The organism is Streptomyces sp. NBC_00154 (assembly GCF_026342835.1).
GTDB lineage: Bacteria > Actinomycetota > Actinomycetes > Streptomycetales > Streptomycetaceae > Streptomyces.
Genome location: NZ_JAPEMI010000001.1, coordinates 2,973,955 through 2,993,804, shown reverse-complemented (window position 1 = coordinate 2,993,804; position 19,850 = coordinate 2,973,955). Strand labels below are relative to the sequence as shown.

The window sequence follows — 19,850 nt, the reverse complement described above, 5'->3', positions numbered from 1 at the left end:
AGACGAGTGGATGGATGTGCCGATCCCCGAGGTAATTTCCAGGGATTTACCGTCCGGATCCCGGACAGCGTCCCGGCATGCGCGCATGTTGTATCTATGCTGTGTGCATGCCTGCCGCACCCCCTGCCGTGACCCGCCCGCCCGTCAAGCAGCCGCCCGCCGCCGAGCGCGTCTACACCCACGTCAAGCAGGCGGTTCTCGACCGCCGGTACGAGGGCGGGACGCTGCTCACCGAGGGGGACCTGGCGGAGGCCGTCGGCGTCTCCCGTACCCCGGTGCGCGAGGCGCTGCTGCGGCTGGAGGTCGAAGGGCTGATCAAGCTCTACCCGAAGAAGGGGGCGCTGGTGCTCGCCGTCTCCGCGCAGGAGATCGCGGACGTGGTGGAGACCCGGCTGCTGGTCGAGGAGTTCGCCGCCCGCAAGGCCGTGCCTGCCTCGGCGAAGCTGATCTCCCGGCTGGAGGAGCTGCTCGACGAGCAGCGGCAGCACGTGGCGGCCGGGGATCTCGCAGCAGTCTCGGTCGCGGACCGCTGCTTCCACGCCGAGATCGTGCGCCACGCGGGCAACGAGATCCTGTCGCGCCTCTACGACCAGCTGCGCGACCGGCAGCTACGGATGGGCGTCGCGGTGATGGAGGCGCACCCCGGCAGGATCGCCGCCAACATCACCGAGCACGGCGAGCTGCTGGACGCGATCAGGGCCGGTGACGCGGACGGTGCCGCACAGGTCGTACGGCGCCACGTCAGCCGGGTCAAGGTGCTGGTCCGGGGTGAGGACCGGTGAGTTCTGCCGCCGCTCCCAGCCTGTCCCTGCCCGGTGATCCGCCCGGCGGCCGGCGTGCCGCCGGGGTCTGGGGCATCGGTGTCGCCGTCTACTTCGTCGCGATCATCTTCCGTACGAGCCTCGGTGTCGCCGGCCTGGACGCCGCCGACCGGTTCGGCGTCAACGCCTCGGCCCTGTCGACGTTCTCCATCCTTCAGCTGCTCGTCTATGCGGGCATGCAGATACCTGTCGGCCTGATGGTCGACCGGCTGGGCACCAAGAAGGTCCTCACCATCGGGGTCGTCCTGTTCACCGTCGGGCAGCTCGGCTTCGCGTTCTCCCCTTCGTACGCCACGGCGCTGGCCTCCCGTGCGCTGCTCGGCTGCGGCGACGCGATGACGTTCATCAGTGTGCTGCGGCTCGGCGCCCGCTGGTTCCCGGCCCGGCGCGGGCCGCTGATCGGCCAGATCGCCGCGCTCTTCGGCATGGCGGGCAACCTCGTCTCGACGCTCTTCATCGCCCGCGCCCTCCACGGCTTCGGCTGGACTGCCACGTTCGCGGGCAGCGCGGTCGCCGGGGTCGTGGTGCTGGTGCTGCTGCTCCTCTTCCTGAAGGACCACCCCGAGGGGCACGAGCCGCCGCCCGCCGAGCACGCCGGCGCGGCCTACGTACGCAAGCAGATCGCCGCCTCGTGGCGGGAACCCGGCACCCGGCTCGGGATGTGGGTGCACTTCACCACGCAGTTCCCGGCCATGGTGTTCCTGCTGCTGTGGGGGATGCCGTTCCTGGTGGAGGCGCAGGGGCTGAGCCGGTCCACCGCCGGTGAGCTGCTCACCCTGGTGGTGCTCTCCAACATGGCCGTCGGCCTCGTCTACGGGCAGGTCATCGCCCGCCACCATGCCGCGCGTGCCCCGCTGGCCCTCGGCACGGTCGCGTTGACCGCCGTCCTGTGGGCATCGGCCATCCTGTACCCGGGCGACCACGCGCCGATGTGGCTGCTGATCACGCTCTGCGTGGTGCTCGGCGCCTGTGGTCCCGCCTCGATGATCGGCTTCGACTTCGCGCGCCCGGCCAACCCGCCGGAGCGGCAGGGCACCGCGTCGGGGATCGTCAACATGGGCGGCTTCACCGCCTCGATGACCACCCTGTTCGCCGTCGGTGTGCTGCTCGACGCGACAGGCGACAACTACCGCATCGCCTTTGCCTCCGTCTTCGTGCTGGAGGCGCTCGGGGTCGTCCAGATTCTGCGGCTGCACGCCCGTGCCACGCTGCGGGAGCGGAACCATCATGTGATCAGCCGCGTGGAGGCTGTGCACGTACCCGCGTGACCCCTGCGGCAGCCGGCTCGGCGGCGCGCCCGTCTCTTCACTTCACGAAAGACGGGCGCCGCCGACCGTGCCGTTACGGGGTCACGGCGAAGTTCTGCAGGATCGCCGTCGCCAGCTCCTGGTCGCCCTCGACCTTGATCCGGTCCGCGACCGCCGCCGGGCGGACCCGGCCGCAGGCCAGCCGGACGTAGGTCTCCCAGTCCATCGACAGCGTCACCGCGGGCCCCAGCGAAGGCGAACCGTCCACCGAACCACGGCCGTCCGCATCGACCCTGACCGTGCGCAGGAACTCCACCGGCCCGTGCACATCGAGCACGACCGCCGAGTTGGGCGGCGCGCCCGCGTCCTTGGCGACCACCTTCGGCAGCGCGGCGAGCAGCGTGTCCCGGGCGATGGTGGCTCCGGGGGAGTCCAGGTTGCCGGGCCTGCCCAGCGTCGTCCGCAGATCCTGCTCGTGCACCCAGACGTCGAAGGCCCGCATCCGCAGCGCCAGTTCCAGGGTCTGCTCGGCGCCGAGCGGCGCGCGGGTCATGGTCTCCGGGTCACGCGACTCGTTCCGCAGCTGACGGGAGCGGCGGATGATCGTGTACTCCAGCTCGGAGGTCATCTCGGGTGCGGTGTGGTGGCGCCGCACATCGACCTGCATCTCCATGTAGCGGGTGAAGTCGTTCTGTACGTGGTAGAGATCGCGCGGCAGCGTGTGGATCGGCCGCGGATCGCCGAGCTGCTCGCACTCCATGCCGATGACGTGCGAGACGATATCGCGCACCGACCAACCGGGGCACGGTGTACGGCGGTTCCACTCCCCCTCGGCGAGCGGCTTCACCAGCTCGGCTATCGACTCGACGGAGTGGGTCCAGGCATCGGCGTAGGTCTGGAGGCTGGGATGGACGGTCACGGGACCCCTCGTGCGGTTCTGCGGTGCATGGGCTGGACTGCTGGGCGCGGTCGGCGGGTGGCGGCTGCGGGCTGCGTGGGAGGCTCGGTCGCTAAGTTACGCTGCGAGCAGGCACCCCGGCAGTGCTTTCGTGTGACGATCGTAGGCCCGTGTTGACGGCTCGAATGCCAGGACGGTGGTAGTGTGCGCGCCTCCCTCATCCAGATCGCAGTAGACCCGGACGAATCCGTCAATTCCCGTAGGGATCGCGTGGCGTCGTTGGTCGCGGACCAGCGTGGCGCCGATCTGGTGGTCCTCCCCGAACTCTGGCCGGTCGGCGCGTTCGCGTACACCGCCTTCGCCGACGAGGCCGAACCGCTCCGCGGGCCCACCCACGACCTGATGGCGAAGGCCGCGGCCGATGCCGGAGTCTGGCTGCATGCCGGCTCCTTCGTGGAGCGTGCCGACGACGGCACGCTCTACAACACCTCGCTGGTCTTCACCCCGGAGGGCGAGCGGGCAGCCGCCTACCGCAAGATCCACCGCTTCGGCTTCGACAAGGGCGAGGCGGTGATGATGGGCGCCGGTGAGGACCTCGTGACGGTCACCCTGCCGCAGACCACGCTCGGCCTGGCCACCTGCTACGACCTGCGCTTCCCCGAACTGTTCCGCGGCCTTGTCGACGCGGGCGCGCAGACGCTCGTCGTCCCGGCGGGCTGGCCGGAGCGGCGCCGCGCCCACTGGACGCTGCTGGCCCAGGCGCGCGCCGTCGAGAACCAGGCGTACGTCCTGGCCGTCGGCACCGCGGGCACCCACGCCGGGGTGGAGCAGGCCGGGCACAGCATCGCCGTCGACCCGTGGGGCGAGGTGCTCGCCGAGGCGGGCGCGGACGAGGAGGTGCTCACCGTGGAGTTCGACCCGGCCGGGGTCACCGCCACGCGGGAGCAGTTCCCGGCGCTCAAGGACCGGCGGCTGGGTCTTGCCCCGCCGTCGAGCGGTCGCTGACGCATCGGTCGGACCGGAAATCGCACCACCGTCGGGTATCCGCTGACGTATCCGTCGGACCGGGCCTCGCCCCAGCGTCGGGCGGGGCCCGGTTTCACGTGAAACGTCCCGGTGGGACTCCCTTGGACGGCTGGGACGGCTGGGACGTCTGGGTCGTCCGCCATGCCTGAGACCCTCCGGAATGCGGACGCACGACGGTGATGTTGACTGTCCACATGGCAACACGTGCGCGCGTCAGGGCCCCCGAGCTGGTCGGCAAGGGTGGCTGGCTCAATACCGGCGACCAGCAATACACCCTCGCTGACCTGCGAGGACGCATCGTCATTCTGGATTTTTGGACGTTCTGCTGTGTGAACTGTCTGCATGTCCTCGATGAGCTGCGCGAGCTGGAGGAGAAGCATCGCGACACCGTGGTGATCATCGGTGTCCATTCGCCGAAGTTCGTCCACGAGGCCGAGCACCAGGCCGTCGTCGACGCCGTCGAGCGGTACGAGGTCCACCATCCCGTCCTCGACGACCCCGAGCTCGCCACCTGGAAGCAGTACGCCGTACGCGCCTGGCCGACACTGGTCGTCATCGACCCCGAGGGCTATGTCGTCGCCCAGCACGCCGGTGAGGGCCATGCGCACGCCATCGAGAAGCTCGTCGAGGAGCTGGAGGCCGAGCACGCCGCGAAGGGCACGCTGCGCCGCGGCGACGGCCCGTACGTGGCGCCAGAGCCCGTCGCCACGCATCTGCGCTTCCCCGGCAAGGCCCTGCTGCTGCCGGACGGCGGCTTCCTCGTCTCCGACACCACCCGGCACCGCCTCGTCGAGATCGAACGGGACGGCGAGACGGTCCGCCGTCACTTCGGCACGGGGGACCGCGGGCTCGCGGACGGCGGGCCCGACGAGGTCCGGTTCAGTGAGCCGCAGGGGCTCGCCGTGCTGCCCGACGGCCGGATCGCCGTCGCCGACACCGTCAACCACGCCATCCGCGCCCTCGACCTCACGACCGGGGTGACGACGACCCTCGCGGGCACCGGCCGCCAGTGGTGGCAGGGCTCCCCGACGTCCGGCCCGGCGCGAGAGGTCGACCTCTCCTCCCCGTGGGACGTCGCCTGGTTCGCCGACCGGCTGTGGATCGCCATGGCCGGCGTCCACCAACTGTGGTCGTACGACCCCGGGTCCGGAACCGTGCAGGTCGCCGCGGGCACGACCAACGAGGGACTTGTCGACGGTCCGGCCGACGAGGCCTGGTTCGCCCAGCCGTCCGGACTTGCCGCTTCGGCCGACGGCGACCGGCTCTGGGTCGCCGACTCGGAGACGTCCGCGCTGCGGTACGTGGACCGGGACGGGACCGTGCACACGGCCGTCGGCACCGGCCTCTTCGACTTCGGTCACCGCGACGGCGCCGCCGACCAGGCGCTCTTCCAGCACCCGCTGGGCGTGACCGCGTTGCCCGACGGGTCCGTCGCCGTCAGCGACACGTACAACCACGCCCTGCGCCGTTACGACCCCGCCACCCGCGAGGTCACCACGCTGGCCACGGATCTGCGCGAGCCGAGCGATGCCGTGCTGGTCGACGGCGATCTCGTCGTCGTCGAGTCCGCCCGGCACCGGCTGACCCGGCTGCGGCTGCCCGAGGAGGCCGTACGGGTCGCCGACCAGGCGCACCGCACTCAGCGCGCGGCCACCGAGATCGCCCCCGGCACGCTCCGGCTGGACGTGGTCTTCCAGGCGCCCGCCGGTCAGAAGCTGGACACCCGGTACGGTCCCTCGACCCGGCTGCTGGTCTCGTCGACCCCGCCCGAGCTGTTGGCGGAGGGCGCCGGCCCCGGCACAGATCTCTTCCGCGACCTGGTCCTGGCCGACGGCGTCACCGAAGGCGTCCTGCATGTGTCCGCGATGGCGGCGTCCTGTGACGACGACCCGGAGAACGAGTACCCGGCCTGCCACGTCCACCAGCAGGACTGGGGTGTCCCCGTCCGCGTGAGCGTGCAGGGGACGGCGCGGCTGCCGCTGGTGCTCGCCGGAATGGACGAGCAGGCCTGACGGGCCGACCGGCTCAGAAGTCGTCGGCGCCGTTGCGGAGCTCGGGCGTACTCGTCCGCACCGTTGCCGGTGAGCAGGGCAGGAACAGTGCGGCGAGCAGACTGCGGCGCTCGGCGGGGCCGAGTGGCAGATCACCGGACCCGGTGGCTACGGACAGCGCACCGAGCAGGTGGAACTCCACTGTCACTCGTCCCCCGGGCAAAGAACTGAGATCACCGCCCGGGGGCCCCGCCGAACCGACCGCCGTGAGCCAACAGCAAAGAGGCCGGAATTCGGTTCAGATTCCGTGGCGCTCGTCCTCGGACACGACCGTGGTGCTGGGCGGTACGACCATCCGGCGGCGCCGCGCGATGCTCGCGTAGACGAAGACTCCGATGATGCCGACGATCATCATGATCCAGCCGACCAGGTCGACATTGACGGTGTCCATCTGCCAGTCGGTGGCGAAGGTGAGTATCGCCCCGACGGCGATGAGGATGATAAATCCTCCGAGTCCCATGGGTCACGCCTCCTCGGCGGCCCGGAGGCTCCGGACCGTGTACGGATCGCGTACCCGGCCCGGCAACAACCATGTGTGGAAGGTGGATCAGTCGGCCGGGGACGGCGTCGGCGCGGTCACCGGCCCTCAGCGCCGGAGGGCCTCCACCGGCTGGATGCGGGCGGCCCGCCAGGCCGGGTAGATCCCGGCCAGTACCCCGGTGAGCAGCCCGATCGCCGGTGCGGCGGCGACCGTGGCGGTGTGCACCACCGGCGTCCAGTCGCGGACCACCGCCACGGCCACCACGGCGATCGTGCCGATGCTGGTGCCGACCAGTCCGCCCAGGGTTCCCAGCGCGCCCGACTCGGCGAGGAACTGGGCCGTGACATGGCGCCCGCGCGCCCCGAGTGCCCGGCGCAGCCCGATCTCACCGGTCCGTTCCAGGACGGCGACGAGTGTGGTGTTGGCGATCCCCACCGCGCCGATGACCAGACAGATCGCCGCGAGCAGCAGAAAGAGCTGGTCCAGGTCGGAGGTGACCGAGGACCGCAGCGCCCTGGGGTCCGGCGGAGGTACGGCCTTGAGGTACTCCGGATGGTCGGGGCGCAGCGCGGTGGGCACCTCCGACGCGATCTGCCGTGCGGCCCCCACGTCGGTGGCGATCAGCATCTGCGCCCCTTCGGTGGGCGGACCCCACAGTCTGCGGGCCGCGGTGTCCGGGACGATGACGGACATCAGTACCTCGGGCTTGCGCCGCACATCGTCGATGATGCCGATCACTGTGAACGGCTGGTCGTCGATGAACACGGCGGGCGCCGTCTCGAGCGTGCTGATGCCGAGCCGGGCGGCGATTCCCCTGCTGACGACGGCGACCTGCAGACCGTCGGCCGCGTGGTACGTGTCGTACAGCCGTCCCTGGGAGAGCCGCGGTTCGGCCGCCTGCACGGCGCCGGGTGACGCGGCGACCACATCGATCTTCTGACCGGTGGAGTCCCCGACCGGTGAGGACCGGACGTCCGGGCTGCCGCCGGTGGGGCGTACCGGCCAGAACACGCCTGCGTGGCGTACGCCGCCGAGCTTCTCCACGCGGGGTCCCGCGTCGTCGGGGAAGGCCGGCCCGGCGAACTCGTCCTTCTCGCGTGCCACGTCCCCCACGGTCACCTCGGTCGCGGTGAGCAGGCTGAACCGGGAGTCGATCTGCGAGGAGGCCGTCGCCGTCAGTCCGAGCACGGCGACGAACGTGCCCACCCCCAGGACGGTTCCGAGGGCGGTGAGCACCGAGCGGGCGGGCCGCTGGAGCACTCCGGCGAGAGCTTCGGAGAGCAGGTCGCGGGGTGAGAAGGAGGAGGGCGTGATGCGGGGAGTGCGGGTGCGCTTCCTGCGAAGGGCACTCATGAGAGCGGCGCTTGTGCGGCGGGCTCCCGTGCGGCGGTCACTCACGCGACGGTCACCTGCTCGCGGAGCACTCCGTCGCGGATGGCGACCGTGCGCAGACCGCGGGCGGCGACCTCCGCGTCATGGGTGATCAGCACGATCGTCATGCCTTCGGTGTGCAGCTCCTCCAGCAGCCGGAGCACGGTGCCGGCGTTGACGGAGTCGAGATTGCCGGTCGGTTCGTCGCACAGCAGCAGGGAGGGCCGGGCCACCAGGGCGCGAGCGATGGCGACGCGCTGGCGCTCACCGCCGGACATCCGGCTGGGCAACGCGTGCACCCGGTGGCCGAGCCCGACCCGCTGGAGTGCGGCGCGGGCCCGGTCGGGGCGTTCGATGCGCGGGACGCCGCAGTAGACCATCGCCAGGATCACGTTCTCCAGCGCGCTTCGGTGCGGCATCAGATGGAATGCCTGGAAGACGAAGCCGATGCGCCGGCCGCGCAACGCGGTCCGGTCGGCATCGCCGAGCGCCCCGGTCTCGATGCCGTCCAGCAGATAGGTGCCGGCGGTCGGGGCGTCGAGCAGACCCACGATGTTGAGGAACGTGGACTTGCCGGACCCGGACGGGCCGACGACCGTCATGAAGTCGCCCCGGTGGACGGTGAGGTCGCAGGGCCGGAAGGCGTGCACCGGGGGCGGGCCGGGGTAGGTGAGCGCGACCCGGCGGAATTCGATCACCGGGGTGTCGGGGGTGCCGGCCTCCCCCTCGATACCGGTCATGGCGTGGCCCCCTCGCCGCCGCTGCCGTCCGGCTGTTTGAGCCCGGTCAGGACGCGGTCGCCCTCGCGGAGGGTGCCGGGGGAGAGCGGGGTGACCTCGACGAAGCCGTCGCCGTTGGTTCCCGGGCGTACGGACACCCGGCGGCGTTCGCTCTCCTGGCCCTGGCCGGTGACCACCGTGACGACCGTCCTGCCGTCGGCCCCGGCGGACACCGCACTCACCGGGACGACAAGGACCTTGCCCTCGGTCGCGCTGGACTCCACGGTCAGCCGTACGTCCTGCCCGGCCAGCTCCGCGGGGAGCTTCCGGTCGGGCCTGACCACCATGAGGTACCCGGACCCGCCGCCTGTGGCAGGTGCCTGCGCGCCGGTCTGTTCGCCGCCCTGGCCCGAGGAACCGGACTGCTGGACGGTCGGACTGCCGGCCACCGACTGCACCCGGGCGGCTGCCTGTGCACCGGTGATCTCGGACAGCACATCCACCTTCTGACCCTCCCTGATCAGACCCTTCTGATGGGCCTGGAGGTAGCCGTGGACGACGAGTGCACCGGCGGACACCTTCATCACCGGGCCGGACACCTGGCTGCCGACGTGAGCCGAGACGCTGTCCACCCGGGCCGGAAACTTCTCCAGGAACACCACTTCGGATGCGGGCAGCATGGGACCGTCGGCGGCTTGCACCGCGGCCAGGGCGGTCCGGGCGTCGGCGAGGTCCTGCTGGGAGCGGGTCAGGTTCTTCCGCAGTTCCTTCAGCCCGCTGCCGCCGCTTCCGCCGGCCCGCCCGCCGGCTGCCGCTGCGCCGTCCGCGGCGCCCGAGGTGCCCGGGGCACCGGCGTCATCCGACGAACCCGCGCCACCCGACGTCCCTGAAGCCTCCGACGCCCCCTCCGCGGCCTGCGCCGTGTCCAGCGCGTCCTGCGCGTCCTCGACCGCACGTTCCTGGGACTTCACCAGCTGCTCGGCCGCCTTCAGCCCCTCCCCGTCGTCGCCGCCCGCCACGGCGGGGTCGTATCCGAGCGAGGCGTAGAGCTTGCTCACGGCTCCCTTCGTGCCCGGGCCGTACGTCCCCGAGGGGTCGGGAGCGGTTCCGTGTCCGAGGCCGGCGAGGGCCCGCTGGAGCTGGGTCACGTCGTCGCCCTCGGCCCCCGGCTTGAGGTCACGGTAGACGGGAAGCGCCCCCGGGAGAGCGATGACCGGACGCCCCGACACCTCGATGAGGGGCTTGCCGGCCAGGACGGTGTCGCCCGCCTTCAGCGGGGTCTTGGTCACGGTCGGCGTGGTGCCGCCGTCGCCCACTCCGGCCGCGACGGGGGTGACATCCAGACTCTGTCCGGCGACGACCGTGCCGCGCAGGATCACCGAGGACCGCAGTACGCGCTTGTCGACCGGTGCGGTCAACACATCGGCAGGCGGCGGCGCCGAGTCGGCCGCGGCCTGCGCGGGCGACTTGATGAGCAGCGAGGCCCCGACGCCCGTACCGGTGAGGACCACGGCTCCGACGGCCACGGCGATCACCCAGCGGCGGGCACGGGACAGGCCCGCGCCCGCTTCGGTCTCGTCGTCCAGCAGCTGCGGGTCCTCATTCATGTACTCGTCCTGACTGTTCATCAGTTCTTGGCGAGGGCCTTCTGGGCGTTCTTCACGTACCCCTGGTTCCATTCCTCCACGAGCTTGAACTCCTCGGCCCGCCGGTCGATCTCGGCCTGCTGGAGAGGCTTGGTGACCGTGTACCAGGTCTGTTCGAGCGAGGACTTCTTGTTGCAGGCACTGTCGGCGACGGCGACCTTCTTCTCCTCGTCGGTCGCGGTCGCCGCGACCCGGTCGCCGCCGTCGGGGCTGCCGCCGCTGTCGCGGCCGCTCTTGCCGGAGAACTGGGCGAGCGGGTCCTGCGGCTGGGAGAAGACGAAGCCCTGCTCCTTCATGCAGGCACTCCACTTGCCGACGGCCGTGGTCAGCGAGCCGTCGGCCTGCGCCTTCTGCGCGGCGGCGTTCGCCGCCTCGTCGACCGGGCTGGGAACGGGGAGCTCGGGCAGGCCCTTCGCCATCGTCCGGGACACCTCGCCCTTGCAGCCGCCGTCGGGTACGGCTTTGCCGCCGACGGTGGCGGCGCCGGTGCCGATGCGCACGGCTTCCTCCGCCGCGGAGCCGGTCTTGCCGTCGTCGCCCGTCTCCTGGGCGGCCGCGTCGGCCGCGGCCGGGGAGCGGTAGCCGTATGAGGCGGCCTGCGCGGCAGGTAACTGCCGGTACTCCGAGTCGCGGGCCGGCTTGGCCTCCACCACCTCGGGCTGCGCGCGGTAGTCGAAGCCGTACCGCTTCATGCAGGACACCATGAGCAGGTTGGTGGCCCGCTGAATGGTTCGGGCGTCGTCGTCGGAGTTCTGGATGTAGGCGGTGAGCGGCAGGGGTTCCCAGGCGCCCGTCCCGCCCTGAGCGGTGGAGCCCTTGCCGCCGGTGCCGGGCGCGGCGGAGTCGTCGTCGGACTGGCCGCCGCAGCCCGCGACGGCGGTGACGGCGACGAGGGCCAGCGCGGGAACGGCCAGCCGGAGGCAGGCCGGGCGGGCGGAGGGGAGGTTCATCGTGGCTGCTCCATTACGGGGTGGTCTACGAGGAGATGACGCGGCGTGCGTTCTTCAGCCGGGTGTCCCTGTCGGCCTTGGCGGCTGCCAGCTCGGCTGTGCGGTTCGTCATGAGGGAGCGTTCTACGGCGCTCTCGGCCCGGTGCCAGACGTCGACCAGACCGGTCTTCTTCTTGCAGGCGACATCGGCGACGGCGGTCCTCTTCTCCCGGGCGTCGGCGGGCGGCGCCTTGGGGAAGCCGGGATCGTTGGCCGGATCGAGCGGGGAGGTGTAGTCGAAGCCCTGCTTCTTCATGCAGGCCGACCAGGCCGCGATGACCGCGGTCACTCGCCGGTCCTGCTTGGACTTCGCGTACGCGGTGCCGTAGATCTGGCTCCCGACGCGGGTCAGGTCCCGGTTGCCGTCGTTGCCGGCGAGGGTGCGGCGGGCCTGTCCGAGGCAGCCGCCCGGTGGTACGGGCTTCCCCTTGTACGTGGTGAGGCGCTGCTGGTCCTCGTTCCTCAGTACGTGCCCGTCGGGGTCGTACGAGATGCCGCCGGTGATCAGCGAGACCGTGGTGAGGTCGGGCTGCGCGGCCGACTCGGGGCGGCCCCCGAGGAGGCCGGGCGGAAGCCGGTAGCCGTAGTCGCGGGCCCAGCGCGGGTCGGTGACGCCGTACGGGGCCTCGGGCGCGGGTCGCGCGTTGCCGGTGTCCGGGGCCCGGTAGCCGACGTCGTACGTCCGCATGCAGGAGGCGACCAGCTTCTGCTCGGCGGCGTACAGAACGGTACGGTCGGCGCCGCTCAGCCGGTACGGGTCGACCGGCATCGGAAAGGGCTGCTGGACGTGTACGTCCTCGGCCGCGGCGGAGGACGACGGCCTGTTCTGCCCGGTGGACGGCGACGGAGCGGGGACCGGCGTCCCACCGGTGGAACAGGCGCTCAGTAAAAGGCAGTTCAGGGCCAGCAGGGACGCCGCGAGAGGGCGTGACGCAACGGACTTCATGGCTCCGCTCGGGATCGTACGGGCACGGGCACGGGGCGCCGGAGCAGTCGGAGGTGCGCGCGGCGGCGGTGTGCGTGGCGGCGGTGGGAGGGGAAGCGGCGCCGCGACGGGGGGTGCCCTCCGGAGACCGGAGGACACCCGACTCGCGTGCTGCGGTGTGCGGACGCGGACTAGGAGCGCCACCAGCTGTGCGAGGCGTTCTCGTTGTACACGTTGTCGAACTGCGGGTCGCCGTAGTTGGTCGGCAGCGTGTCCGAACGGCCCGTGTACGTACCGTTGTTGTAGTTGCTGTTGAACCAGACGGTGACGTTGTACGTCGCGTCCAGGTTGCGGCCGCCGGCTGCGTTGTTCTTGACGGTCTGCCCCTGGCCGCTGCCGGAGCTCAGGAAGTTGTTGTCCTGGAGGTTGGCGTCGTTGCCGAAGAAGTCGGAACGCGATCCGCCGAAGTTGCTGTTGAAGAAGTAGCAGACCTCGCCGGTGTTGCAGACGCCGTCCCGGTCCGCGGCTGAGGCCGGGGCCGCAAGGGCGAGGCTGCCCAGGCCGAGGGCTGCGGCGGTGGAGAGCAGTGCGGCGGCGATGCGCTTGGACATATGTGTCTCTTCCTGCTTCGTCTCGCGGATGGATGAGACCCCGGGAGCACAGGTCGACTGCTGTGGTCCTGTGGGGCTTGCGAGACGCTAACAGCGGCTTGAGACAGCAGAGTTGGGACTTTGACCGCTTCTCATTCCCGTATGAGGTTTCGTGCGCATGTTCGCCTGGGGTTGCCTCTGATACCGGGCATTCGGTGAGTCTTCGGCGGCGGGTGTGACGTCCATGCCGATCAGCCGGTATGTGTAATTCCGCCCTTTTTGCGCATATCGAGATCTTGCCAATCATGGCCGGCTCTTCGACGTGGCGGGATCGGATCGGTCGGCGGCGTCGTTCGTGGCCGGATCCACCCATTCCGACCAGCGGTCACTGGCCGCGACGGCCCGCAGCTGGTCCATGCCGAACCTGGTTCCGGTTGCGGTCACCTTGACCCGGGTGCCGTCCGGCCGCAGGACGTCGGCCGTGCGCGAGGTCAGGGAGTTCGACGGGTCCTCGTAGGCCAGCAGCACGGAGCCGTCGGCGAGTTTGACGACCCGGCACGTCTTGGCCTCCTGCTCCGCGGGGCACGAGTAGTGCTGCTCCAGGTCGTCCCGGGCGGGGGCGTGCGTGGGTGTCGCGACGGCGCCCTTGCCGTCCTTCCACGGCTGCTGTTTCGGGTCCCGCGCGCCGGCCGTGCCACGGGGCAGCGGTTCCCGGACGGGCTCCCGGACGTAGTCGCCCTGGAGCCACACCGCCACCGTCCCGCCGCTCGCCAGCGTCACCCGGCCGTAGGTCTGCACGGAGGTGTACGCCGGGTCGCTGTCCCGGGTCTGCACATCCGTGACCTCCGGCTGTCCCGGCAGCAGCTCCACCAGCAGCGCGGCCGTGGCGGCCCCGGTCGCCGGTTCACGTCCTGCGGGGGCCGGGGCTCCGGTCGCCGCGAACTCGGGCAGTACGACCGTTACCGGACCGGACCGTCCGCCGGGCAGGACCACCAGCAGCGCGGTGGCGGTCAGTGCCACCGCCGCCGAGCAGGCCGTGCCCCAGGCCGCGGCGCGTCGACGCCGCCGTCGGCGGGTGCCCCGCACCAGCGACCCCGTGAGCAGCAGTTCGGCGTCCACCGGGAGCCGGGCCAGAGCCACGTCCATGGTCCGGGACAGCTCGGCGGCGTAGGCCGGTTCACCGTCGTACGAGTCCATGGGAAGCACCGTCCTTTCCTGTGTCCTCGCCGATCAGCGCGCGCAGCCGGGTCAGCGCGCGGGTGCACCGCACCCGGACGCTGCCTTCGCTCATCCCGAGCGCGTCGGCGGTCTCCTTGACGCTGCGGTCCTCCCAGTAGCGCAGGACGACCACGGCCCGGTCCTTGGCGGGCAGCGTGGCCAGCGCGTGGAGCAGGGTGACCCGCAGGGCGCTGTCGCCCTCGGGCGCGGCGGCGTCCGGCAGCGCGGCCACCGGACGCTCGGCGGACCGCCGCAGCCTCCGGTACGAGAAGTACGTGCGCATCAGGACGGTCCGCGCGTACGCGTCCGGGCTGTCCGCGCGCAGCACCCGCGACCAGGAGGCGAACACCTTCCCGAGCGCGGTCTGCACGAGATCCTCGGCGAGATGCCAGTCCCCGCACATCAGCAGTGCGGTACGGAACATGCGCGGACCGGTGGCGCGGGCGAACTCCTGGAACCCGTCCGTCCCACCGGTCACCTGCGTCACCCCTCAGCCGTCGGCCCCGCGAACTCCCTGCATAGGGAAGACGCCCGAGCCTGCGGCGCGCGTTACACAGACTTCCGGAAATTCTTCGGAGTCAAGGACGGACCGGCCCGGCCGACGGCGCACGGGGCGGCCCCGACGGAAGGGGCCGGCCCGGAGACAGGCCCGCTCAGCCCGCCAGGAACGCCGCCAGCGCGTTCGCCAGCAGATACGGGTCGTCCGCGCCGCACAGCTCACGCGCACTGTGCATCGACAGGATCGCGACGCCGATGTCCACGGTCTGGATGCCGTGCCGGGCCGCGGTGATCGGGCCGATTGTCGTGCCGCACGGCATCGAGTTGTTGGAGACGAACGTCTGCCACGGCACGCCCGCCTTCTCGCACGCCGCCGCGAACACGGCCCGGCCGCTGCCGTCCGTCGCGTACCGCATGTTGACGTTGACCTTGAGGATCGGCCCGCCGTTCGCCACCGGGTGGTGTGTCGGGTCGTGGCGCTCGCCGTAGTTGGGGTGGATCGCGTGACCGGTGTCGGAGGAGAGACAGACGGTCCCCGCGAATGCCCGGGCCCGGTCCTCGTACGTGCCGCCGCGGGCGAAGACGGAGCGCTCCAGCACCGTGCCGAGCAGCGGTCCGTCCGCGCCGGTGTCCGACTGCGAACCGTTCTCCTCGTGGTCGAACGCGGCCAGCACCGGGATGTACGGAATCTCGTCGTCCGGCTGTCCGGCGACGGCGGCGAGCGCGGCCGTCGCCGCGTGCACGGAGAGCAGGTTGTCCATCCGCGGCCCGGCCAGCAGTTCGCGGTCCCGGCCCAGGTAGGCCGGCGGCTCCACGGCGTGCGGCATCAGGTCCCAGCCGGTCACCTCCTGGGCGTCGACGCCCGCCTCCTCGGCGACGAACCGGATCAGGTCGCCCTCCTCGACGTCCCCGAGTCCCCAGATCGGCTGCATGTGCTTCTGCCGGTCGAGCTTGAGACCGTCGGTGTTGGCCGACCGGTCCAGATGCACGGCCAGTTGAGGCACGCGCAGCAGCGGCCGGTCGATGTTGACCAGCCGGTGCGTGCCGTCGCGCAGGCTGATCCGGCCCGCGAGACCGAGGTCCCGGTCCAGCCAGGTGTTGAGCAGGGTGCCGCCGTACACCTCGACGGCGATCTGCCGCCAGCCGTACGACCCCGTGTCGGGCAGCGGCTTCACCCGCAGATTCGGCGAGTCGGTGTGCGCCCCGGCGATCCGGAACGGGGTGTGCGCCCCGGCACCCTCCGGCACGTACCAGGCGATGATCGCCCCGCCGCGCAGCACGTACTTCCCACCGGTGGACGCGTCCCAGGCCGCGGTCTCCTCGACCTGCCGGAAGCCGGCCTTCTCCAGCCGCGCCGCGGCGGTGGCCACGGCGTGGTACGGGGAGGGGCTGGCCATCAGGAAGGCCATCAGGTCGTCGGTGTGACCGCGGTCGAAGCGGAGGGGAGAACTCATGTTCTTCACTGTAACGACGATGGACCGGGAAGAATCCGCGTACCGCCACCCCGGCACATACCTGTCCCGCGGCCGCCACGGCTGTCGGCTCCTTGCCGTCCAGCGCCTGTTACGCGCACTCCGCGATCACGGTGGCGAGGGGGCCCCGGCGGATACGGATGCCGATTACAAGGACCGGCCCGGTCGGGGTGGCAGCCCGCTGCCGGGAACTACCGGACCTGTCCCCCCGCAGGCGGCGGGACGAGACGATACGAAAGCGCCGCCGCCCGAAAGTATTCGGGTGGCGGCGCCTCGTTGACCGATGCTGCGGGCCGAAGGCTAGAACGCGGCCTCGTCCAGGTCCATCAGCGAGCCGTCGACCGCCTCGGCGAGCGCGCGCTCGGCCGAGACGCCCGGCAGGACGTTGGCCGCGAAGAACTTCGCTGCGGCGATCTTGCCCTGGTAGAAGGCGACGTCCTTGGCGGAGGCGGTCGGCAGCTTCTCGGCCGCCACGGCCGCGCCCTTCAGCAGCAGGTAGCCGACGACGACATCGCCGGAGGCCAGCAGCAGGCGGGTGGTGTTCAGGCCGACCTTGTAGATGTTCTTGACGTCCTCGCCGGTCGCGGTGAGGTCGGTGATCATCGTGCCGACGATCGCCTCCAGGTCCACGGCCGCCTTGGCGAGCGAGTCCAGCGCACCGGACAGCTCCTCGTTGCCCTGGGCGCCGGCGAGGAACTTCTTGATCTCCTCGGACAGCGCGTTCAGCGAGGCACCCTGGTCGCGGACGATCTTCCGGAAGAAGAAGTCCTGGCCCTGGATCGCCGTGGTGCCCTCGTAGAGGGTGTCGATCTTGGCGTCCCGGATGTACTGCTCGATCGGGTACTCCTGGAGGTACCCGGAGCCGCCGAACGTCTGGAGCGACTGCGCCAGCTGCTCGTACGACTTCTCGGAGCCGTAGCCCTTCACGATCGGGAGCAGCAGGTCGTTGAGGCCGTGCAGCGCCTTCGCGTCCTCGCCCGCGGCCTCCTTCTCCTGGATCGCGTCCTGGACGGAGGCGGTGTACAGCACGAGGGAGCGCATGCCCTCCGCGTACGCCTTCTGCGTCATCAGCGAGCGGCGCACATCGGGGTGGTGCGTGATGGTGACCTTGGGCGCGGTCTTGTCCATGAAGTTCGCCAGGTCGGTGCCCTGGACCCGCTCCTTGGCGTACTCCAGCGCGTTCAGGTACCCCGTCGAGAGGGTGGCGATGGCCTTCGTGCCGACCATCATCCGGGCGAACTCGATGATGCGGAACATCTGGCGGATGCCGTCGTGCTTGTCACCGATCAGCCAGCCCTTGGCGGGGTGCTGGTCGCCGAACGTCATCTCGCACGTGTTGGACGCCTTGAGGCCCATCTTGTGCTCGACGTTCGTCGCGTACACGCCGTTGCGCTCGCCCAGCTCACCGGTGGTCCAGTCGAAGTGGAACTTCGGGACCATGAAGAGCGACAGACCCTTCGTGCCCGGACCTGCGCCCTCGGGGCGGGCCAGCACGTAGTGAATGATGTTCTCGGACATGTCGTGCTCGCCCGAGGTGATGAAGCGCTTCACACCCTCGATGTGCCAGGAGCCGTCCTCCTGCTCGACGGCCTTCGTGCGGCCCGCGCCGACGTCCGAACCGGCGTCCGGCTCGGTCAGCACCATCGTCGAGCCCCACTGCTTCTCGACGGCGATCTCAGCGATCTTCTTCTGCGCCTCGTTGCCCTCGTCGAAGAGGATGCCGGCGAACGCCGGGCCCGAGGAGTACATCCAGATGGCCGGGTTCGAGCCGAGCAGCAGCTCCGCGTAGGACCAGATCAGGGAGCGCGGGGAGGTCGTGCCGCCGATCTCCTCGGGCAGACCCAGGCGCCAGTACTCGGAGTCCATGAACGCCTGGTACGACTTCTTGAACGTCTCCGGGACCGGCGCGGTGTTGGTCTCCGGGTCGAAGACCGGCGGGTTGCGGTCGGCGTCGGTGAAGGAGTCGGCCAGCTCGTTCTCCGCGAGGCGGGCGACCTCGTCGAGGATGCTCTTCGCCGTCTCGACGTCCATCTCGGCGAACGGGCCGGTGCCGTACAGCTTGTCGCGCCCGAGGACCTCGAAGAGGTTGAACTCGATGTCGCGGAGATTCGACTTGTAGTGCCCCATGGGAAGGCTCCGTAATCAATAGCAGTGGCGCACAGCGCCCCGGTCAAGGCGTGAGGGCCGGGCGGGCGACGAGCTGGCGGTAGGCATATCAGCTGACCTCCCCGATGATGCTACCCGTCAGTAATAAGACGCAACCCCTCGAGGGGTGGATGTGTCCCATTACTCTTTGGGGTATGTACGGCTACGACCAGAACCAGGGCGCACAGCAGCAGATGGGTGGCGGCTACGGCGAGCAGCCGCTGTATCCCGAGCCCTCGCCGCCGTCTCTCGGTGACGCGGTACGGGCCTTCACCACCGGATCCCTGTCCGCCGAGGACTTCCAGCAGATCTTCGCGACCTCGAAGGTCTACTGCCCGCGCGGCGACAACCCCGGCTTCCTCGCTCTGCACAACACCCAGCAGCCGGTGATCCCCATGTTCACCACACTCAAGGAGCTGCGGCTGTACGCAGGCAAGGAGTCCAAGTACTTCGTGATCACCGGCGCCGAGGTGATCGATCTGCTGCCCACCGGCTACGGCTTCGTCCTCGACATGGAGGGCGAGCACCGCATGGTCTTCGACGCCAAGGCCGTGGAGCAGATGGTCGACTTCGCGATGCGCCGCATGTACGGCTAGACGTCGCCGCCCGCCGACGGCTGATTGCCGGCCTTCCGGACGCCAGTAGGGGCCCGTACCGCTCAGGTATGGGCCCCTACTGCTGCGTGCGACAGGCCGGGAATGCGGCGCCCCTTGCAAGATGTTCACTGTTCAACTAAATTGGCAGAACAATCCCGGAGGTGGCTCCCATGCCCGCAGTGACCGTCGAAAACCCACTGACCCTGCCCAAGGTCGCCGCCTCGGGCGACGCCACGGCCCGTCCCGTGCTCGCCGTCACCACGGCGCCGAGCGGATTCGAGGGCGAAGGCTTCCCGGTTCGCCGCGCGTTCGCCGGGATCAACTACAAGCACCTCGACCCGTTCATCATGATGGACCAGATGGGCGAGGTGGAGTACGCGCCGGGCGAGCCCAAGGGCACTCCCTGGCACCCCCACCGCGGCTTCGAGACCGTCACGTACATCATCGACGGCACCTTCATCCACCAGGACAGCAACGGTGGCGGCGGCACCATCCGCGACGGTGACACCCAGTGGATGACGGCCGGATCCGGCCTCCTGCACATCGAGGCCCCGCCGGAGTCCCTCGTCATGTCGGGCGGCCTCTTCCACGGCCTCCAGCTCTGGGTGAACCTGCCCAAGGCCGACAAGATGATGGCCCCCCGCTACCAGGACATCCGCGGCGGCCAGGTCCAGCTCCTCGCCTCCCCGGACGGCGGCGCGCTGCTCCGCGTCATCGCCGGTGAGCTCGACGGGCACGAGGGCCCGGGCGTCACCCACACCCCGATCACGATGGTCCACGCCACCGTGCGCCCCGGCGCCGAGGTGACCCTGCCGTGGCGCGAGGACTTCAACGGACTCGCGTACGTGCTGGCCGGCCGCGGCACGGTCGGCGAGGAGCGCCGCCCGGTCCACATGGGGCAGACCGCGGTCTTCGGCGCCGGGTCGTCGCTGACCGTCCGCGCGGACGAGAAGCAGGACGGCAACACTCCTGACCTGGAGGTCGTGCTGCTCGGTGGCCGTCCGATCCGGGAGCCGATGGCGCACTACGGGCCGTTCGTCATGAACAGCCAGGCCGAACTCAAGAAGGCGTTCGAGGACTTCCAGGCCGGCCGTCTCGGCACCGTGCCCGCGGTCCACGGCATGGGTGAGTGATCCTGCGGCAAGGGCCGCGCTGAC

The 19,850-nt window shown here is 70.6% G+C and carries 19 protein-coding genes; 6 read left to right on the top strand and 13 right to left on the bottom strand.

Going from position 1 to position 19,850, the window contains the following annotated elements; genetic code table 11:
* The first annotated feature begins 107 nt into the window (after window positions 1-107).
* Together OHA03_RS13400 and OHA03_RS13395 are read left to right on the top strand one after the other, a co-directional pair.
* Window positions 108-782, top strand: a complete 675-nt coding sequence (locus tag OHA03_RS13400) for a GntR family transcriptional regulator (protein ID WP_267003966.1) — start codon at window positions 108-110, stop codon at window positions 780-782.
* The gene (locus OHA03_RS13395) at window positions 779-2,089 is read left to right on the top strand and encodes a nitrate/nitrite transporter (protein ID WP_267003964.1); all 1,311 of its coding nucleotides are present in this window, start codon (window positions 779-781) and stop codon (window positions 2,087-2,089) included. The genes OHA03_RS13400 and OHA03_RS13395 overlap by 4 nt, the downstream gene beginning before the upstream one ends.
* Window positions 2,090-2,162: 73 nt before the next feature.
* Here OHA03_RS13395 and OHA03_RS13390 read toward each other — a convergent pair whose 3' ends face one another.
* On the bottom strand, window positions 2,163-2,987 hold the full coding sequence (locus OHA03_RS13390) for a maleylpyruvate isomerase family mycothiol-dependent enzyme (protein ID WP_267003962.1): 825 nt from the start codon (window positions 2,985-2,987) through the stop codon (window positions 2,163-2,165).
* 183 nt (window positions 2,988-3,170) lie between these two features.
* On the opposite strand from OHA03_RS13390, the gene OHA03_RS13385 reads away from it, so the two are divergent.
* Together OHA03_RS13385 and OHA03_RS13380 are read left to right on the top strand one after the other, a co-directional pair.
* Window positions 3,171-3,971: a carbon-nitrogen family hydrolase gene (locus OHA03_RS13385; RefSeq protein WP_267003960.1), complete on the top strand. Its 801-nt coding sequence runs from the start codon at window positions 3,171-3,173 to the stop codon at window positions 3,969-3,971.
* Between the two features lie 215 nt (window positions 3,972-4,186).
* Entirely contained in the window at window positions 4,187-6,004 is a 1,818-nt protein-coding gene (locus OHA03_RS13380) for an NHL domain-containing thioredoxin family protein (protein WP_267003958.1), read from the top strand.
* Between the two features lie 13 nt (window positions 6,005-6,017).
* On the opposite strand, the gene OHA03_RS13375 is transcribed toward OHA03_RS13380, so the two are convergent.
* The 12 genes from OHA03_RS13375 to OHA03_RS13320 form a co-directional block, all read right to left on the bottom strand.
* Window positions 6,018-6,191 (bottom strand): hypothetical protein, encoded by a 174-nt coding sequence (locus OHA03_RS13375; RefSeq protein WP_267003956.1) that lies wholly within the window; start codon window positions 6,189-6,191, stop codon window positions 6,018-6,020.
* A gap of 90 nt (window positions 6,192-6,281) precedes the next feature.
* The gene (locus tag OHA03_RS13370; protein ID WP_267003954.1) at window positions 6,282-6,503 is read right to left on the bottom strand and encodes a DUF6458 family protein; all 222 of its coding nucleotides are present in this window, start codon (window positions 6,501-6,503) and stop codon (window positions 6,282-6,284) included.
* A 126-nt stretch (window positions 6,504-6,629) separates the two neighbouring features.
* Window positions 6,630-7,877, bottom strand: coding sequence for an ABC transporter permease (locus OHA03_RS13365; protein ID WP_267008036.1), 1,248 nt, complete (start codon window positions 7,875-7,877; stop codon window positions 6,630-6,632).
* A gap of 41 nt (window positions 7,878-7,918) precedes the next feature.
* Complete coding sequence (locus OHA03_RS13360) at window positions 7,919-8,635, bottom strand: ABC transporter ATP-binding protein (RefSeq protein WP_267003952.1); 717 nt, start codon at window positions 8,633-8,635, stop codon at window positions 7,919-7,921.
* Window positions 8,632-10,221: a peptidoglycan-binding protein gene (locus OHA03_RS13355; protein WP_267003950.1), complete on the bottom strand. Its 1,590-nt coding sequence runs from the start codon at window positions 10,219-10,221 to the stop codon at window positions 8,632-8,634. The genes OHA03_RS13360 and OHA03_RS13355 overlap by 4 nt, the downstream gene beginning before the upstream one ends.
* 20 nt (window positions 10,222-10,241) lie before the next feature.
* Window positions 10,242-11,210: a hypothetical protein gene (locus OHA03_RS13350; RefSeq protein ID WP_267003948.1), complete on the bottom strand. Its 969-nt coding sequence runs from the start codon at window positions 11,208-11,210 to the stop codon at window positions 10,242-10,244.
* Between the two features lie 25 nt (window positions 11,211-11,235).
* Window positions 11,236-12,018 (bottom strand): hypothetical protein, encoded by a 783-nt coding sequence (locus OHA03_RS13345; protein WP_267003946.1) that lies wholly within the window; start codon window positions 12,016-12,018, stop codon window positions 11,236-11,238.
* Window positions 12,019-12,365: 347 nt separating this feature from the next.
* The gene (locus OHA03_RS13340; protein ID WP_267003944.1) at window positions 12,366-12,785 is read right to left on the bottom strand and encodes a peptidase inhibitor family I36 protein; all 420 of its coding nucleotides are present in this window, start codon (window positions 12,783-12,785) and stop codon (window positions 12,366-12,368) included.
* A 282-nt stretch (window positions 12,786-13,067) separates the two neighbouring features.
* Window positions 13,068-13,961 carry a hypothetical protein gene (locus OHA03_RS13335; protein ID WP_267003942.1) on the bottom strand — a complete coding sequence of 298 codons (894 nt, stop codon included), beginning with the start codon at window positions 13,959-13,961 and terminating at the stop codon, window positions 13,068-13,070.
* Window positions 13,942-14,460, bottom strand: a complete 519-nt coding sequence (locus OHA03_RS13330) for a SigE family RNA polymerase sigma factor (RefSeq protein WP_267003940.1) — start codon at window positions 14,458-14,460, stop codon at window positions 13,942-13,944. The genes OHA03_RS13335 and OHA03_RS13330 overlap by 20 nt, the downstream gene beginning before the upstream one ends.
* Before the next feature lie 175 nt (window positions 14,461-14,635).
* On the bottom strand, window positions 14,636-15,934 hold the full coding sequence (locus OHA03_RS13325) for a M18 family aminopeptidase (protein ID WP_267003938.1): 1,299 nt from the start codon (window positions 15,932-15,934) through the stop codon (window positions 14,636-14,638).
* 318 nt (window positions 15,935-16,252) lie between these two features.
* On the bottom strand, window positions 16,253-18,079 hold the full coding sequence (locus tag OHA03_RS13320; RefSeq protein WP_267003936.1) for an acyl-CoA dehydrogenase: 1,827 nt from the start codon (window positions 18,077-18,079) through the stop codon (window positions 16,253-16,255).
* Window positions 18,080-18,252: 173 nt separating this feature from the next.
* Between OHA03_RS13320 and OHA03_RS13315 the strand changes: the two genes are divergently transcribed.
* Window positions 18,253-18,693, top strand: a complete 441-nt coding sequence (locus OHA03_RS13315; protein WP_030930244.1) for an SseB family protein — start codon at window positions 18,253-18,255, stop codon at window positions 18,691-18,693.
* Window positions 18,694-18,863: 170 nt separating this feature from the next.
* Window positions 18,864-19,826, top strand: coding sequence for a pirin family protein (locus tag OHA03_RS13310; RefSeq protein ID WP_267003933.1), 963 nt, complete (start codon window positions 18,864-18,866; stop codon window positions 19,824-19,826).
* Window positions 19,827-19,850: the final 24 nt, after the last annotated feature.